The sequence below is a fragment of the Kitasatospora sp. NPDC052896 genome (assembly GCF_044547075.1).
GTDB lineage: Bacteria > Actinomycetota > Actinomycetes > Streptomycetales > Streptomycetaceae > Kitasatospora.
Window position 1 is genome coordinate 18,686 of sequence record NZ_JBITZU010000005.1, and the last position, 16,128, is coordinate 34,813.

General features: G+C 72.2%; 12 protein-coding genes and 1 tRNA gene. 7 read left to right on the forward strand and 6 right to left on the reverse strand.

The genetic code is table 11. The features are described 5' to 3' along the window. Nucleotides 1-10: 10 nt before the first annotated feature. Nucleotides 11-1,456, reverse strand: a complete 1,446-nt coding sequence (locus ACIGXM_RS12790; protein ID WP_396559944.1) for a glycoside hydrolase family 5 protein — start codon at nt 1,454-1,456, stop codon at nt 11-13. 122 nt (nt 1,457-1,578) lie between these two features. Continuing rightward, nucleotides 1,579-2,229, reverse strand: a complete 651-nt coding sequence (locus tag ACIGXM_RS12795) for a TetR family transcriptional regulator (protein ID WP_396559946.1) — start codon at nt 2,227-2,229, stop codon at nt 1,579-1,581. A gap of 144 nt (nt 2,230-2,373) precedes the next feature. Between ACIGXM_RS12795 and ACIGXM_RS12800 the strand changes: the two genes are divergently transcribed. Continuing rightward, nucleotides 2,374-3,624: an acyl-CoA dehydrogenase family protein gene (locus ACIGXM_RS12800; protein WP_396559948.1), complete on the forward strand. Its 1,251-nt coding sequence runs from the start codon at nt 2,374-2,376 to the stop codon at nt 3,622-3,624. Between the two features lie 18 nt (nt 3,625-3,642). Here ACIGXM_RS12800 and ACIGXM_RS12805 read toward each other — a convergent pair whose 3' ends face one another. Then, the gene (locus tag ACIGXM_RS12805) at nt 3,643-4,458 is read right to left on the reverse strand and encodes an enoyl-CoA hydratase/isomerase family protein (protein WP_396559950.1); all 816 of its coding nucleotides are present in this window, start codon (nt 4,456-4,458) and stop codon (nt 3,643-3,645) included. Nucleotides 4,459-4,564: 106 nt separating this feature from the next. Between ACIGXM_RS12805 and ACIGXM_RS12810 the strand changes: the two genes are divergently transcribed. Together ACIGXM_RS12810 and ACIGXM_RS12815 are read left to right on the forward strand one after the other, a co-directional pair. Then, nucleotides 4,565-5,065, forward strand: coding sequence for an NUDIX domain-containing protein (locus ACIGXM_RS12810; protein WP_396559952.1), 501 nt, complete (start codon nt 4,565-4,567; stop codon nt 5,063-5,065). Nucleotides 5,066-5,356: 291 nt separating this feature from the next. Then, complete coding sequence (locus tag ACIGXM_RS12815) at nt 5,357-6,823, forward strand: DUF2079 domain-containing protein (protein WP_396559954.1); 1,467 nt, start codon at nt 5,357-5,359, stop codon at nt 6,821-6,823. A 141-nt stretch (nt 6,824-6,964) separates the two neighbouring features. Here ACIGXM_RS12815 and ACIGXM_RS12820 read toward each other — a convergent pair whose 3' ends face one another. Beyond that, on the reverse strand, nt 6,965-8,014 hold the full coding sequence (locus tag ACIGXM_RS12820; protein ID WP_396559956.1) for a glycosyltransferase: 1,050 nt from the start codon (nt 8,012-8,014) through the stop codon (nt 6,965-6,967). A gap of 615 nt (nt 8,015-8,629) precedes the next feature. On the opposite strand from ACIGXM_RS12820, the gene ACIGXM_RS12825 reads away from it, so the two are divergent. Beyond that, nucleotides 8,630-8,785 (forward strand): hypothetical protein, encoded by a 156-nt coding sequence (locus tag ACIGXM_RS12825; RefSeq protein WP_396559958.1) that lies wholly within the window; start codon nt 8,630-8,632, stop codon nt 8,783-8,785. Nucleotides 8,786-9,658: 873 nt separating this feature from the next. Here ACIGXM_RS12825 and ACIGXM_RS12830 read toward each other — a convergent pair. Both ACIGXM_RS12830 and ACIGXM_RS12835 read right to left on the reverse strand, forming a co-directional pair. Beyond that, a complete protein-coding gene (locus ACIGXM_RS12830; protein ID WP_396559960.1) occupies nt 9,659-10,354 on the reverse strand; it encodes an alpha/beta hydrolase in 696 nt (231 codons plus the stop codon). Between the two features lie 421 nt (nt 10,355-10,775). Continuing rightward, a tRNA-Arg gene (locus ACIGXM_RS12835) sits at nt 10,776-10,848 on the reverse strand. 632 nt (nt 10,849-11,480) lie between these two features. On the opposite strand from ACIGXM_RS12835, the gene ACIGXM_RS12840 reads away from it, so the two are divergent. The 3 genes from ACIGXM_RS12840 (at nt 11,481) to ettA (ending at nt 16,041) form a co-directional block, all read left to right on the forward strand. Continuing rightward, on the forward strand, nt 11,481-12,287 hold the full coding sequence (locus tag ACIGXM_RS12840; protein ID WP_396560683.1) for a single-stranded DNA-binding protein: 807 nt from the start codon (nt 11,481-11,483) through the stop codon (nt 12,285-12,287). Between the two features lie 337 nt (nt 12,288-12,624). After that, the gene (locus ACIGXM_RS12845) at nt 12,625-14,067 is read left to right on the forward strand and encodes a Cys-Gln thioester bond-forming surface protein (protein ID WP_396559962.1); all 1,443 of its coding nucleotides are present in this window, start codon (nt 12,625-12,627) and stop codon (nt 14,065-14,067) included. Between the two features lie 309 nt (nt 14,068-14,376). Next, on the forward strand, nt 14,377-16,041 hold the full coding sequence (ettA, locus tag ACIGXM_RS12850) for an energy-dependent translational throttle protein EttA (protein ID WP_396559964.1): 1,665 nt from the start codon (nt 14,377-14,379) through the stop codon (nt 16,039-16,041). The last annotated feature ends 87 nt before the right edge of the window (nt 16,042-16,128 follow it).

Sequence of the window (16,128 nt, forward strand, 5' to 3'; positions counted from 1 at the left end):
CCGGTGACGGTCAGCCGGTGACGGTCAGGACGGCGGTGGTGCCCGGGCGGGCGAACGGCAGCAGCACCCGGGCCCGGCCCGGGCGGCCGGCGGTGACGACGGCCGGCCCCGCGCCGCGCACGGCGATCCGGGCACCGGGCGGGACGGCCAGCTCGGTCCAGCCGCCCGGTCCGGTGCTGAACTCCAGGGTGTAGCGGGCGCCGTCCCAGGACTCGCGGCGCGGCAGCCCGGCCACCACGGGGGCGTACGGCGCGAACACCGGGCCGTCCCCGGGCGCGGGCCGGCCGTCCGGGCCGAGCGCGCAGTAGCCGCCGGTGCCCCGGCACCAGTACCAGAGCGCCCAGCCGGTCGCGAAGCCCGCCAGCGCGGCGACCTGCCGGCGGACCAGCTCGGCGTTGCCCGGGGTCGCGGCCTGCGGCGGACCCCACTCGCCGACCAGCACCGGCAGCCGGTGGGCCCGCGGGTAGCCGGTGATGGCCGCGGTGTAGGCCTGGATGAAGCCGTCGGCGGGGTTCCAGTCGGCGCCGCCCTCGACCGCGGTGTCGTAGAAGTGCGGGGCGTAGCCGATCCGGGCCGCGCCGGGCCGCGGGTCGGTGAAGCCGGGCAGCTGGGTCGGCACCCCCTCGCCGACCAGCACGGTGGGCTCGACGAAGAGCCAGGCACGGTCGTCCACCGCGCGGACGGCGCCGATCAGCCGCCGGTACATGGCCGCCAGCCGGCCCTGCTCCAGCGCCGCCGCGGAGGCCACCTGGACCGCCGGGTCGGTCGGGTCGCCGTCGAACGGTCCGGACGGCTCGTTGAACAGGTCGTAGCCCAACAGCGATGCCTGACCACGTAGTTCACCGGCGACGTGGGCGTAGAAGTCCTGCTGCCAGCGGCGCAGGTCGGGGTCGTCGTACAGGTGCCGGAAGGCGGCCTGCACGGACGGCTCGAAGTAGCCGGCGAACCAGTCGCCGGGGACCGGGGTGAACGGCAGCCCGTCGTCCCGGGTCGCCCAGGGCGGGATGCCGTCCTGGCCGCCGCCGAACTCCGGTCCGTAGACGTCCTGGTGGAAGTCGACCAGGGCGAGCAGGCCGTCCTGGTCGGCCCAGTCGAGGAGTTGCCGCAGCTTGCCGAACTCGGCCTGGTCGTAGCGGCCTTGAGCCGGTTCGAGGCGGTCCCAGGAGATCGCCACCCGGATCAGGGTGAAGCCGTGGTCGGCGATCGCGCGCAGGTCGGCCCGGGTGGTCTCGTCGTACTTGTCCAGGTCGAAGCCGCGCAGCAGCTCGGTCCGGCCGGCGGAGTCGGTGAACAGCGTCCGGCCGTCCGGCGTGGTGGTGCTCCCGGTCGGGAAGTCGGGCTGCGCGAGGGCGCTTCGGGTGGCCGGGACGGCGGGTGCCGGCGTCGGCGCGGCGGAGACACAGAGCGCGGCGGCGAGCGCCAGCGACACGGCGGCAGCGGTACGGCGGACGCGCACGGACACCTCGCACGGGCACGGCGGAGCCGGGCCAGGCGCCCGGCGGTGGGTGGCGCGGGCCGATCCTGCCGGATGGCGCGAGGGCGCACAAGGGCGCGGGCGCGGGGGAGTTGGGGCCGGCTTCAGGCCCGGTCCGCCGAGGGCGGCGGTGCCGGGGCCGGTGGTGCGACGGCCAGCGCTGCCACGGGCAGCGGTGCGGCGGCCGCCAGCCGGCCCCAGAGCAGGTCGGCCAGTGCCTGCACCATCCGGGCCCGCGGGCAGGGCCGCTGCTCCAGCCACCAGTCCCCGGCCGCCAGCACCATGCCGGTGATCGCCCGCCCCCAGGCCTCGGCGAGCAGCGGTCCGTCCGGTCCGAGATCGACCTGGGCGGTCACCGCGCGGGTGATCTCCTCGGCGATCTGCCGCAGTGCGGGCGCCAGTGCGTTGCCCACCTCCTGGGGATCACCCGCCTCCGGGTGGGTGAGCAGCCGGTAGACCTGCGGGCGGGCCTCGATGCCGGCCAGGTAGGTGTCCAGCACGTGCTCCACCCGCTCGCGCCGCTCCAGCGGCTCGGCGAGCGCGGCCCGCACGGCGGCCAGCAGCCCGGCGGTGTGGCGCTCGGTCAGTGCCCGGAACAGGCCGCCGCGGTCACCGAAGTGCCGGTAGAGGATCGGCTTGGTGATACCGGCCTCGGCGGCGATCGCGTTCATGCTCGCGCCCGGCCCGTCCCGCCGGACCACCCGGTCGGCGGCGTTGAGCAACTGCTCCCTGCGCGGTTCCTCCAGGGCTGCCACCGGCCCCTCCGTCTCCTCCTGCGCCCTGCCGTGCGCTCGTTGACATCCGTTACCTATCAGTAGCAGACTCCCTCGATGTTACCCCCGGTAACACCCGGGCGGCGTGGCCTGGCCCCGCCCGGCCGTCACCCCTGGAGGAGAACCATGAGTCCCTTCTCGATGGAGCTCGGCGAGGACCAACTCGCCGTGCGGGACTGGCTGCACGGCTTCGCGGCCGACGTGATGCGCCCGGCCGCCGCGGAGTGGGACGAGCGCGAGGAGACCCCCTGGCCGATCATCCAGGAGGCCGCCAAGATCGGCATCTACTCGCTGGACTTCTACGCCCAGCAGTACTTCGACCCCTCCGGCGTCGGCATCCCGGTCGCCATGGAGGAGCTGTTCTGGGGCGACGCCGGCCTCGGCCTCTCCATCGTCGGCACCACGCTGGCCGCCGTCGCGGTGCTGGCCAACGGCACCGACGAGCAGATCGGCACCTGGGCACCGCAGATGTTCGGCACCCCGGACGACGTCAAGGTCGCCGCGTTCTGCTCCTCCGAGCCGGACGCCGGCTCGGACGTCTCGGCGCTGCGCACCCGCGCGGTGTACGACCAGGCGAAGGACGAGTGGGTGCTGAACGGCACCAAGACCTGGGCCACCAACGGCGGGATCGCCGCGGTGCACGTGGTGGTGGCCACCGTGGACCCGGCGCTCGGGGCCCGCGGCCAGGCCTCCTTCGTGGTCCCGCCGGGCACCGCCGGGCTCTCCCAGGGACAGAAGTTCAAGAAGCACGGGATCCGCGCCTCGCACACCGCCGAGGTGGTGCTGGACGACGTCCGGGTGCCCGGGCACTGCCTGCTCGGCGGCAAGGAGAAGCTCGACGAGCGGCTCGCCCGGGCCCGCGAGCGGGCGGCGGGGACGGCGGCCGGCCGTGGCTCGGGCGGGGGCGCTCCGGGTCGGAACGCGGCGATGGCCACCTTCGAGGCCTCCCGGCCGGCCGTCGGCGCGCAGGCGGTCGGGATCGCCCGGGCCGCCTACGAGGTCGCGCTCGACTACGCCCGCACCCGGGTGCAGTTCGGCCGGCCGATCATCGACAACCAGGGCGTCGCCTTCACCCTGGCCGACATGCGGACCCGGATCGACGCCGCCCGGTTGCTGGTCTGGCGGGCCTCCTGGATGGCCGCCAACCAGCAGCCGTTCACCGCGGCCGAGGGCTCGATGTCCAAGCTCTACGCGGGCGAGACCGCCAAGTGGGTCACCTCGCAGGCGATGCAGCTGCTCGGTGGCAACGGGTTCACCCGGGAGTACCCGGTGGAGCGGATGCACCGGGACAGCGCGATCTACACCATCTTCGAGGGGACCAGCGAGATCCAGCGGCTGGTCATCGCGCGGACCATCTCGGGGCTGCCGATCCGCTGAGGCGCCGTCGTCGGGGGCTCAGAACCGCGGCTCGCGGCGCTCCAGGAAGGCGGCCAGCCCCTCCCGGACGTCCGGCGCCTCGCGCGACCGGCGTTCCCAGGGCGCCAGCGCGGCGGCCGGGTCCTCGGCGGCCAGTGCCGCCTTGGCCGCACCGATGGTCTGCGGTGAGCGCCGGGCCAGCAGCCGGGCGAACTCCAGGGCCCGGGCGTCGAGTTCGTCGGCCGGGTGGACCTCGTCCAGCAGGCCGAACAGCTCGGCCCGTCGGGCCGGCACCAACTCGCCCGAGAACAGCAGGTACTTGGCCCGGGCCGGACCGACCAGCCGGGCCAACCGGGCGGTCGGCACGGCCGGGTAGACCACGCCGAGCTTGGCCGGCGTGATCCCCAGTCGGGCGTCCTCGGCGCCGAACCGCAGGTCGCAGGCGGCCGCCAACTGGCAGCCGCCGCCCACGCAGGAGCCGTGCAGCACCGCGAGGGTCGGGTGCGGGAAGCCGGCCAGCGCCTCCTCGGCGGCGACGTTCTGGGCGTGGTAGGCATCGGCGGCGGCCGGGTCGGCGTAGACCGTGGACAGCTCGGCGATGTCGGCGCCGGCGCTGAAGGTGCCCGCCGCGCCGGTGAGCAGCAGCGCGCGGACGCCGGGCCGGTCCGCCAACCGGGCCAGCACGGCGGGCAGCCGGCGCCACATCTCCAGCGTGACGGCGTTGCGCCGCTCCGGCCGGTCCAGCAGCAGGACGGCGACCCCGTCGGCGGGGTCCGGGTCGGGGGCGTACAGCCGCAGGCCGGTGGTGCCGGTGGGCAGTTCGGTGCGGTCGGCGAGCAGGATCTGGTCCGTCATGGGCCCACTCTCGCAGGCCGGCCCGGCGCGCTGGACGGCGGCGTCCCGCAGTGTCGGAGCACCGTGGTTGAATGCCCGGGACGCGACGATCCGGCCGAGGAGCGACATGGCTGACGACCGGCGGGAGCCGCTGCTCCCGCGCGAGCGGTGGCTGGCCTCGCTGCCGCGCTCCTACACCGCCGCCGCGGCACTGCTCACCGACGAGGCCGGCCGGGTGCTGGTGGTGAAGCCCACCTACCGTCCCGGCTGGCAGTTCGCCGGCGGCACGATCGACCCGGGTGAGGACGCCCGGCAGTGCGCCCGGCGCGAACTGCTGGAGGAGACCGGCCTGGACCGCGAGCCGGGCCGGCTGCTGGTGGTCTCCTGGACCCACCCGTCCGAGCGGCTCGACCATCCCGCGGTGCACTTCGTCTTCGACGCCGGCACGGTCCCGGTCGGTACCGGGATCACGCTGCAGGCGGCCGAGTTGGCGGAGTACCGCTGGGCCCCGGTCGACGAGGCGCTGGCCCTGCTCGGCGAGCCACGCGCCGAACGGCTGGCGGCGGCGCTGGCCGCGCGGGTGGACGGCGAGGTGCGGATCGTCGCGGGGACGGTCACCGGCATCTGACGGCCGCTCCGACGGCGGTGCGCCGTGTCGATCGCGCGGACGCCGGTGGCGAGGAGCACGGAGCCGGAGGAGCCGTGCGGCCCGGCCGGGTAGGAGTCACTGGTCCACCTGGCGCAGCCCGTACCCCGCCACTGGCGACGGACGCGAGCCGGCCGGCTCCCGCACGGCCATTCGGTTGATTCTGGGGCGCCCGGAAAGTCCCGCCGGCCACACCCCGGACCGGTGCTGCCATCTTGATGCCATCCGTCTTGATGCCACCGGCATCGGTACCGGCTTTCGGAAGGTGTGGTCATGCAGGCGCTCCCCACCGGCAGCAGCACCACACGTCCACCGCGGCAGTCCGGACCCGGCGGGCGACCGGAGCCGGCCCGGGAGGCTCCCGCCGAGCCCGGCGCCCGGTGGATCTGGGCGCTGACCGGAGCGCTCTTCCTCGTCTACACGACGCTGTCCGTGCGGATCCACGAGCGGATGCTGTCCAACAGCTACGACCTGGGAATCTTCGAGCAGGTGATCCGTTCCTACGCGGACGGACACCTGCCGGTCTCGGAGTTGAAGGCACCCGGCTTCCCCGTGCTGGGGGACCACTTCTCGCCGGTGTTGGCCCTGGTGGCCCCGTTCTACCTGCTCTGGCGCTCGCCGGTGACCCTGCTCGTGGTGCAGGCGGCGCTGGTCGCGGCGAGCACGCCCCCGCTGGCCCGCTGGGCCCGGCGCACGCTGGGCACGACCGCCGCGGTGCTGATCGGCCTCTGCTACGGCCTCTCCTGGGGCATCGCGAGCGCGATCGGCTTCGACTTCCACGAGGTGGCCTTCGCCGTCCCGCTGCTGGCCCTCTCCCTGACCGCACTGGGGCAGGACAGGCTGCGGGCGGCGGTGTGCTGGGCGCTGCCGCTGCTCCTGGTGAAGGAGGACCTGGGGCTCACCGTGGTGGCGATCGGGCTGGTCGTCGCCCGGCGCGGTGGCCGCGGGTTGGGGCTGGTCACGGCCGCGGCCGGCCTGGCCGGCTCGCTGTTGGCCATCCTGCTGGTGCTCCCGTCCGTCAACCCGAGCGGCGACTTCGCCTACTGGTCCTTCCTCGGCGGCCGGGGCGGAGGCGGCGGTGTGGGGAACCTGCTGTACAAGGGCACGGTCGGGCTGATCACCCCCGAGGCCAAGACCACGACGCTGGTGCTGGTGCTGGCCCCCACCCTGTTCCTCGCGCTGCGCTCGTCGCTGGTCTGGGTGGCGCTGCCGACGCTGGTGTGGCGCTTCGCCTCGAACGGCTACGTCCACTGGGGCACCGGCTACCACTACTCGCTGGTGCTGATGCCGATCGTCTTCGCCGCCTTCGTCGACGCCCTGGTCGCCCGGCGCGCGCGGCCGGACAGCGTGCGCCGCTACCTTGCGGGCGCGACCGCCGTCACCCTGCTGCTGCTGCCGCGGTTCCCCTTCTGGCAGCTGGTCCAGCCGGCCACCTGGCGGACCGACCCCCGGCTCGCCGTGGCCCAGCGGCTGATGGACCGCATCCCGGACGGTGCCACGGTCCAGGCCTCCAACGTGCTGGTCCCCCAGCTCACCAACCGCACCACCGTCGGCCTCTTCGGCTGGGAGCCCAGCCGCCCCGACCCGCAGTGGATCATCGTGGACACCTGGGCGCCGTGGAGCAAGCGCTGGCCGCTGACGGCCGAGATCGAGCGGAACAGGCTGAACTGGCACCGCGCGCACGGCTATCACGACGTCGCCGACGAGGACGGCTACGTGCTCCTCGGCCGGAGCCGCTGATGGGCGGGTGCGGGGCAGGCATCCGGCTTCCGCCGACGCTCCGCCACTCGACGGGCCGAGGTCCGGGAGACCGTCACACTCGCTGTCCGAGGGGGCCACGGGGCCCGGCAGGCCGGGCTCCCGCGGAGGTCGAGCACGAGCTCAGGTGGAGACCAGGGCGGCCCGCTCGGCGAACTTCAGGTTGGCCAGGGTCTGTTCCCGGTAGGGCTGGGGCAGGTCCGCGGTGTTCAGCAGGCGGCCGCAGGCCTCCAGCGAGCCACGCGGGTCACCCACCCAGTAGGCCGTGACGGAGTACTCGAACAGCAACCCCCAGCGGTACACCCAGGGCTGGGTGAACAGCCAGTCGTCGGGCACGTCGCGGTCCAGGCCGGCCCGGGCGAAGGCGTGCGCGGCCTGGTAGCGGCCCATCAGGCGCAGCCGGGAGGCGAGTTCGTAGCAGGCCTCGAGTCGCTGTGGCCGGCTCTCCCAGGCGTGCAGCAGCGCGTCCATGGCAGCCGGCCAGTCGCCGGCCTCGGCAGTCAGGACGCCGACCTGGAGCAGCGCGTAGTAGACCTCTTCCTCCCAGCCACCCATCCGCGCGCGCCGGCGGTAGAGCTCGATCGCCTCGGCGGTGTCGCCGAGGTCGCGCATGGTCTGGGCCAAGTAGAAGACCGTGCGCGCGTTGTCGGGATCGCGTTCGAGGTCCTCGCGCAGCAGACGGGCGTCGCGCTCGAACTTGTCGCCCCGGGAGCCGCCGTCGGCGAAGTCCTCGATGACCAGCGCGTCGAGGTTGGCGACCTCGTCCGGCTGGTCGGACGTCAGGTACTCGTGGGTGGCACCTTCGTAGCGCCAGTCGACGGCGCCGCTGACCAGGCGCTTGACCCGGTACTCCAGGTCGCCGGCGTGGCGCACCATGTACGAGTCGGCGGCCGGCGCGGGCAGCGGACCCTCCTGCCGCACGACCATGTCGGCGTCGATCAGCAGCAGGTAGTCGGCCTTGCCACGGGCGTGGCGGATGTTCAGCGTCCGGTTGTGGCCGAAGTTCACCCAGGGCTCATCGTGCAGCTCGCCCGGAACACCCGCCAGCGCACGCCGGACCAGCCCCTGGGTCCCGTCGCTCGAACCGGTGTCGGAGATCACCCAGGTGTCCACGAGACCGCGCACCGAGGCCAGGCAGCGCTCGATGACCTTCGCCTCGTCCTTGACGATCATGCACAGACAGACGGTGGGCTTCCGGGGGCCGGAACCGGAAGCACTGGCAGGGGAATTGTTGGATGATGCCACAACGACCTCTCGGGGTAAGGGCTGTGGGCCGCGGAGCCGAGCGCGGACGGGACGCCGATCGAACGGGCGTGCCCCGAAGGACGTGCCGCGGTGCCGATGGTATTTCGGGCACGCTCTGATTCCCCGCTCCCATGCGGTGCCGGGACAGCAGCACTGAATCCGTGTTCCATGGCTACCGAGGAGCGGTGTGGACCGGCGGGCCGGTGACGCCTCGATCCGTCGATCCTGTGTCGGCCTCCCGGCCCCGGCCGGGGAGGCCAACGCGTCCACGGCCCGGAGCCGCGAAGCGGTGGAGTTCGCTCCGCTGTCGAGGGATGCCTGCTGTCCGCCTCGCCGCCGCCGGCCACACGTCCTCGTCCGCGGGCCGGATCACGCAGATGAGACGGTGTCGAATCGCCATATTTCATGCTAAAGCGCCTATGCTGACGCGCGGGTTGTCTCAGCCCCTTGAGGTCCTGTCAGCACGGTGGCGCAGCCGCCCCGGCCGGTGACGTGGAGGCGCGTCGGTGATGAGGCGCGAAAGCACGCGACCGGTCGCGGCCCGTGGCCGCGGGCATGGGTCCGGGCGGTGGCTGCGGCGGAGCCGGCCCACCCGTCGAGGTCACCAACCGGGCCGCCGGCAACACCTGGCAAGTCCTCGCCGACAACCGGAGCACCAACTGCACCGACGTCACCCTCTACGCCGTCTGCGCGCCGTGAAGCGCGTACGGATCCCCCGGAAGCACCGTCGGCTACCGCGCCCGACCGCGCGCATGGCCGGACGGCCTTCGTTCACCTGTCCACAGCTTGGGAGACGAACACCATGAGACTTCACCCGCTAGGGCCTCTTCCCCGGCGCAGCGCGCACCGGGCGGTCGGTAGCGCGGCGGCACTGATCGCCGTGTTGTTCACCGGCGTCACCAGCCCGGAAGCCGGCGCCGTGCAACCTTCGGGCACGCCGTCGGGTCATGGCTGCCACGAGCCGTACTGTCCGCACATCGGCCCGACCGGGCCGACTGGTGCGGCCGGCAACGACGGTGCGACCGGTCCGACTGGGCCGACCGGTGCGACTGGCAACGACGGTCCGACCGGTCCGACCGGCCCGACCGGGGCCACCGGCTTGACTGGTCCGACCGGACCGACCGGACCGACCGGACCGACCGGTCCGACCGGTGCGACTGGCAACGACGGTGCGACCGGTCCGACCGGCCCGACTGGTGCGACTGGCAACGACGGTGCGACCGGTCCGACTGGGCCGACCGGTGCGACTGGCAACGACGGTCCGACCGGCCCGACCGGTCCGACTGGTGCGGCCGGCAACGACGGTGCGACTGGTCCGACCGGCCCGACCGGGGCCACCGGCTTGACTGGTCCGACCGGCCCGACCGGGGCCACCGGACCTGACAGCACCACCATCGTGACGGGAACCCCGGTGGTGGTCCCGCCGAACCCGTTCATCTAGGGCACTGGCCACCGGGGTTGGTGACAGGACTCACGCGGTGGCGATCCCGGGACGAGTGAGGGCCTTCTGGCCCGGTGTGGGTCAGGACATCCGCGCCGGCACCCAGCAAGGCCCTCGTGCCACATCTGCCGTCACAGGCTCAGCAGCAGGTCGCGGACCGCTGCGGGCCGGGACAGGAACGGGTGGTGGCCGGCGTCGAGCTCGACGACGCTGCCGGCCCGGCGGGCGAACTCGCGCTGCAACCGCGGCGGGGTGCCCCGGTCCTGAGCGCAGACGAGGTACGTCGAGGGCAACCGCTGCCATGCGGCCGCCCCGACCGGCTGCCCGGTCACCCGCACGCTCTGCCGGGCGAGGTGGTCCGCCGCCTGCGTCTGGAGCTCGGGGTCGCAGTCCTGCAGGAACGTGTCCACGAGCAGCTCGGGGCGGACCCCGAACGTGCCGGCGTCGGGGTCGACGTCGAGGAACGGGGCGGGGCTGCCGTCCCCGAACTCCGACAGGCTCTGGCCGACCTCGGGCAGGTAGCTGGAGACCAGCAGCAGGTGGCGCACCGACCCGACTCCCGCAGCGGCTTCCGCGGTGACGACACCGCCGTAGCTGTGGGCGACCACGACGGTCGGCTCGTCGCCGGCCAGCAGCACCTGCCGCACCGCGGCGACATCCTCGGGCAGCCCCGGACCGCCGACGCCGGCGGGTGGGCCCGCCTCGCCGCAGCTCGGTAGCGCCGGGGCCACGCTCGGCACCCCCCGCTCCTGCAGCAGCTCGGCGGTGCGGTGCCACCACCACGACCCGTCCCGCACGCACGCCCCGTGCACAAACACGACTCTCATCGCCACCTCCGACCGCACCGGCATCCCCTGGCACCACCTCCCACACGGCACCGAGTGTATGACCTCCGTCACACAAGGCCGGCGGAGTGGCTCAACTCCGGCGTTCCGCCCGCCCGGGCGGCCTCCTGGGCGGGCGGCGGCGGTCCTTCCGCGGGTCCACGCCGGCTGCGGCACGGGACAGGAAGAGGAGTACCGAAGCCGCGTTCGCCCGGGATGCGGGGGTTCCGAGGCCCTCGCAACCCGGGCGAACTTCGACGTGTATTCGACGCAGGTAGCCGAAAACCGCCGCCGTCGACCGGAGACGGCCGGCCGGAGAGGTCTGCCGGCGCTCCTGTCAAGTCGGCACTGCGGTACTGAGGTTACCTGCTCTGACCTGCGAAAACGGCCCGCCGATCCGGGGTGGATCGGCGGGCCGTGGCGGTGCCCCCGGCAGGACTCGAACCTGCGGCCAAGTGCTTAGAAGGCACCTGCTCTATCCGCTGAGCTACGGGGGCGGGGCGGGCGTGCGGCCCGGGTGGCGGGCGACGGCCCGAAGGCTTCCGGTGCCTATTCCCTTGGGTGGGGGTTGATGAAGCCCTCGCCCTGTCGGGGACAGGATAAGGGGGACGGCAGCTTCGGTTGGCTTTCTACTGGTCGGGCGGGTGTGTCGGCCTCGCGAGAGCGGTCTGATAATCGCAGGTAGAGGCTCCCGGTGCAGCGTTGCGGCCTCTCCTGGGGCCGGACGTTGTGCAGTCGTTACGACGCTGTCTCCTCACCCGTTATGGATGCGGTGTGATGGTTGCTGGGTGTGCAGGGAACGTAACGGTTGAGAAGCGGCGGCGGGGCGGGGATTTCGCCTCGTTGGGTTGGATGACGTGCACGGAACGTCCTTGTGGTGGCTCGCGTGGGGCATGGTGACTGGGCTGTGGACCTTGGCTTGTCATGGACGCAGAATGTCGACGTGAGTCGGATATGTGGATAGTACTTTCAGGAAAAGGCAAAGTTATCCACATGCGGGAGTTATCCACAGAAATTCAAAGGCGCTGGCACCGCTTCTCGTGATGGCGGATCCTCGATTCCGGGCCGGTCGAATCCGGTGATGTGCGAGGAATCGTGGGGTCATGTCATGAACGAGACGCTGGTGACGATGGTCGGAAATGTCGCTTCGACGGTCAGCTATGTGCAGACGGCCGGCGGGGTGCCGATGGCGAACTTCCGGTTGGCCTCCACCGAGCGGCGGTACGACCGGAGTCGTGGCGACTGGGTGGACGGGGAGACGACGTGGGTCTCGGTGGTCGCCTGGCGGTGGTTGGCCGCCAATGTGGTGAGTTCGCTGAACAAGGGTGACCCGGTGGTGGTGAGCGGCCGACTGAGAGTCAGGGAGTGGGAGGACGGCGGGAAGCGGAGGTCGGCCGTCGAGATCGACGCCCGGGTGGTGGGGCACGATCTGGGGCGGGGCACATCGGCGTTCCGCTGGGCGGTGCAGGGGCGGTCGGAGTTGGTGGCGGCGCGGATGGGCGGGCCGGGGGCGCCCTCGGCGGGTCCCGACGGCGAGGGGCTGCCGAGGGGTGGCCGGGGCGCCGGGGGCGAGGGGGAGTTGGTCCCGGGCGGGACCGGGCTGGTGGGGGAGGCGGTGCCGGAGTGGATCGTGGCGGCGGTGCGGGCGCGACGGGCTGCGGAGATGGTGCGGGTGGCGGGAGTTGCGGAGGGGGCCACGGAGGAGGTCGAGGTGGCGGGCGGGGCCGGCTCGGTGCCCTCGGGGGTTGGGGAGACGGGTGTGGTCGGCGGTGCTGGTGGAACTGGGCCGAGTGGGGTGGGTGAGGTGGCGGACGGTGCGTCGACCGAGCCGGCCGTGCCGGCGGGCGGTCGTGCGCGAGGGGCGCGGTCCGCGCGGCGGCGGGTTGACGGATCCTCGGGGGCCCGGGCGGGCGGCGGCGGAACGGTCTCTGGTTGAGCAAAATTTGAGCATTGAACGACTCTCAGAGTCACTTCTTGCCCGGGTGGGTGGCAATGCGCCTCAGAGAGTCGACAAAGTGATGAATGCCTGTTGGGAGGTCAGTCTGCGGCGTCCGCCGCGAGCTTGATAACAATTCCGATACGGAACCGCGTTCTGATGGTGTGGAGGTTTGCGGATCTTGCGCAATCAATAGGATGCGTCTGGTTCACACAAGTGCGGTCGCGCCACAGAGAGCGTGACATTGCACGGCGGGCCGTCATGGGCGCGGCCCTGCTCGGAGGGGTCATTCATGTACCACAAGAACGCGCGGGGTATCTCCCGCATAGCTACTGTCATGCTCGCGTCGAGCATGCTGGTCGGCGGCGGGTTCACGCTGGCGGGGGCGGCCTTCGCGGACGGCGGCAACGGCGGTGGCAGCGGTTCGGGTGCGACCGCAACGCTGATGCCGAACCTGCTGGTCGGCGGCCCGGTCACCATCAACGGGGACGACCGGCCCCTGGACGGTGGCCTGATCGGCCTCAAGATGGCCGACGGCACGGTCCTGAAGACCTACTGCATCGACCTCGGCACCGAGACCCAGGATGACGCCAAGTACCAGGAGAACCCCTGGTCGGCGACCTCTCTCGCGAACAACCCCGACAAGGGCAAGATCAACTGGATCCTGCAGAACTCGTTCCCGCAGGACGACAAGCTCAGCGACCTGGCGGCCAAGGCCGGCGTCAGCAACCTGAACGAGCGGCAGGCGGCGGAGGGCACCCAGGCGGCGATCTGGCACTTCTCCGACCACGTGGACGCCGTGCCGGTCGACGGTGCCGCGCAGAAGCTGACCACCTACCTCATCAACAACGCCGCCGACGTCCAGGAGCCGAGCCCCTCGCTCACCCTGACGCCGTCGTCGGTGTCTGGCAAGAGCGGTGCGCTGCTCGGCCCGATCACCGTCAGCACCACCGGTAGCTCGGTCAGCGCGTCGCTCGACGCCAAGTCCGCCGCGGCCGGCGTCGTCCTGACCGACAAGAGCGGCACCGTCCTCACGGACCAGAGCGGCAAGCTGCTCACCGGTGCCACCAACAACGAGCAGCTCTACGTGAAGGCCCCGGCCGGTGCGGACGCCGGCCAGGCCACCATCACGGCCAACGCCAGCGCCGCCGTCCAGGTCGGCCGGGCCTTCATGGGCTACAGCCCGAACGGGACCCGCAGCCAGACCCTGATCCTGGCCGGCACCACCACCGACACGGTCTCCGCCACCGCCGGTGCCAGCTGGGCGCCGTCCGGCCCGATCCCGGCGATCTCCGCCGCGGTGGTCTGCTCGCAGAACGCCGTCGTGGTCACGGCCACCAACAACGGTGACCAGAACTACACCTTCACCCTCTCCGGCACCGGTGGCGGCAAGAGCGTCACGGTGAAGCCCGGCCAGACCCAGAGCATCCCGGTCCCGGTCGCCCAGGGCCAGTCCTACGACATCAAGGTCGCCGGGGTGAACGGCCAGAACCAGGAGTTCAAGGGCATCCTCGACTGCCACGTCGCCGGCACCACCGGCGGTGGCACCGGTGCCTCGGCCAGCCCGAGCACCTCGGCGTCCGCGCCGGGCACCACCCCGAGCACCTCGGCCAGCCCGACCCCGGCCGGTGCTGGCGGCACCGGTGGCACCCTCGCCTTCACCGGTGGCGGCAGCTCGGCCCCGCTGCTCGCCGGTATCGCCGGTGTGCTGGTGGTCGCCGGTGGTGGCGCGGTGTTCGCGATGCGCCGTCGTGGTCGCCACAGCCGGACCGCGGCCTGAGTGCTGGGGCCCGTGTGCTGAGGCCTGAGCGCGGATAGCCAGCGAGCTCGGAGAAGCAGGCCGGTGGCCCGGTCCTTCCACCCGCAGGATGGGGTGGAAGGACCGGGCCACCGCCGTTCGCCGGGCAGGAGGACACGGGGGAGGCGAGGCGGAAGGGAGAAGGGGTCCCCGGTGCGGGGCCGTCGGGGCGGTGGAGCCCGGTCCGGGGCGGCCGTGGGGCAGGGCGGGGGTTCGGGATGGGGCCCCCTGTGCGGCACAATGGAACGCTGCAAGCCCGAATACTCTTCGACGACGCCGGAGCGATCTCACGTGGCGGAATTCATCTACACCATGCGCAAGGTGCGCAAGGCACACGGCGACAAGGTCATCCTTGACGACGTGACGCTCAGCTTCCTCCCTGGGGCGAAGATCGGCGTCGTCGGCCCCAACGGCGCCGGCAAGTCCACCGTACTGAAGATGATGGCCGGCCTGGAGCAGCCCTCCAACGGCGACGCCTTCCTCTCGCCCGGGTTCAGCGTCGGCATGCTCCTGCAGGAGCCGCCGCTGGACGAGTCCAAGACGGTCCTGGAGAACGTCCAGGACGGCGTCAAGGAGATCAAGGGCAAGCTCGACCGGTTCAACGAGATCGCCGAGCTGATGGCGACCGACTACTCGGACGCGCTGCTCGACGAGATGGGCAAGCTCCAGGAGGAGCTGGACCACGCCAACGCCTGGGACCTCGACGCCCAGCTCGAGCAGGCCATGGACGCCCTGGGCTGCCCGCCCGGCGACTGGCCGGTGACCAGCCTCTCCGGTGGTGAGCGCCGCCGCGTCGCGCTCTGCAAGCTGCTGCTGGAGGCGCCCGACCTGCTGCTGCTCGACGAGCCCACCAACCACCTCGACGCCGAGTCGGTGAACTGGCTGGAGCAGCACCTGGCCAAGTACGCGGGCACCGTGGTGGCCGTCACCCACGACCGGTACTTCCTGGACCACGTCGCCGAGTGGATCCTCGAGCTCGACCGTGGTCGCGCCTACCCCTACGAGGGCAACTACTCCACCTACCTGGAGACCAAGCAGTCCCGTCTCAAGGTCGAGGGCCAGAAGGACGCCAAGCGCGCCAAGCGGCTCAAGGAAGAGCTGGAGTGGGTCCGCTCCAACGCCAAGGGCCGGCAGGCCAAGTCCAAGGCCCGTCTCGCCCGGTACGAGGAGATGGCGGCCGAGGCGGACAAGATGCGGAAGCTGGACTTCGAGGAGATCCAGATCCCGCCGGGCCCGCGTCTGGGCAGCATCGTGGTCGAGGTGGCCAACCTCAACAAGGCCTTCGGCGAGAAGGTCCTGATCGACGACCTGAGCTTCACCCTGCCGCGCAACGGCATCGTCGGCGTGATCGGCCCGAACGGCGCCGGCAAGACCACCCTGTTCAAGATGCTGCAGGGCCTGGAGACTCCGGACGGCGGCAACGTCAAGGTCGGCGAGACCGTCAAGATCAGCTACGTCGACCAGGGCCGGGCCAACATCGACCCGAAGAAGACCCTGTGGGAGGTCGTCTCCGACGGCCTCGACTGGATCAACGTCGGCCAGGTCGAGATGCCGTCCCGCGCCTACGTCTCCGCGTTCGGCTTCAAGGGCCCGGACCAGCAGAAGCCGGCCGGCGTGCTCTCCGGTGGTGAGCGCAACCGCCTCAACCTGGCGCTCACCCTCAAGCAGGGCGGCAACCTGCTGCTCCTCGACGAGCCGACCAACGACCTCGACGTCGAGACGCTCTCCTCGCTGGAGAACGCGCTGCTGGAGTTCCCGGGCTGCGCCGTGGTCATCTCCCACGACCGCTGGTTCCTGGACCGGGTGGCCACCCACATCCTCGCCTACGAGGGTGACAGCAAGTGGTTCTGGTTCGAGGGCAACTTCGAGTCGTACGAGAAGAACAAGATCGACCGGCTGGGTGCCGACGCGGCTCGTCCGCACCGCGCCACCTACAAGAAGCTGACCCGCGGCTGACGGTCGCCGACCGGGTCGCGAAGGCTTGACGGCCCGGCAGGGCACCCACGTGGGTGCCCTGCCGGGCCGACGCCGGTAGTCCGCCGG

What these genes read in the sequence shown, in the direction of transcription:
- ACIGXM_RS12800 (WP_396559948.1), top strand. Translation starts at nt 2,374, where the DNA reads ATGAGTCCCTTCTCGATGGAGCTCGGCGAGGACCAACTCGCCGTGCGG.
- ACIGXM_RS12805 (WP_396559950.1), bottom strand. Translation starts at nt 4,458, where the DNA reads ATGACGGACCAGATCCTGCTCGCCGACCGCACCGAACTGCCCACCGGC.
- ACIGXM_RS12810 (WP_396559952.1), top strand. Translation starts at nt 4,565, where the DNA reads ATGGCTGACGACCGGCGGGAGCCGCTGCTCCCGCGCGAGCGGTGGCTG.
- ACIGXM_RS12815 (WP_396559954.1), top strand. Translation starts at nt 5,357, where the DNA reads ATGCAGGCGCTCCCCACCGGCAGCAGCACCACACGTCCACCGCGGCAG.
- ACIGXM_RS12820 (WP_396559956.1), bottom strand. Translation starts at nt 8,014, where the DNA reads ATGATCGTCAAGGACGAGGCGAAGGTCATCGAGCGCTGCCTGGCCTCG.
- ACIGXM_RS12830 (WP_396559960.1), bottom strand. Translation starts at nt 10,354, where the DNA reads ATGAGAGTCGTGTTTGTGCACGGGGCGTGCGTGCGGGACGGGTCGTGG.
- ACIGXM_RS12840 (WP_396560683.1), top strand. Translation starts at nt 11,481, where the DNA reads ATGGTCGGAAATGTCGCTTCGACGGTCAGCTATGTGCAGACGGCCGGC.
- ACIGXM_RS12845 (WP_396559962.1), top strand. Translation starts at nt 12,625, where the DNA reads ATGCTCGCGTCGAGCATGCTGGTCGGCGGCGGGTTCACGCTGGCGGGG.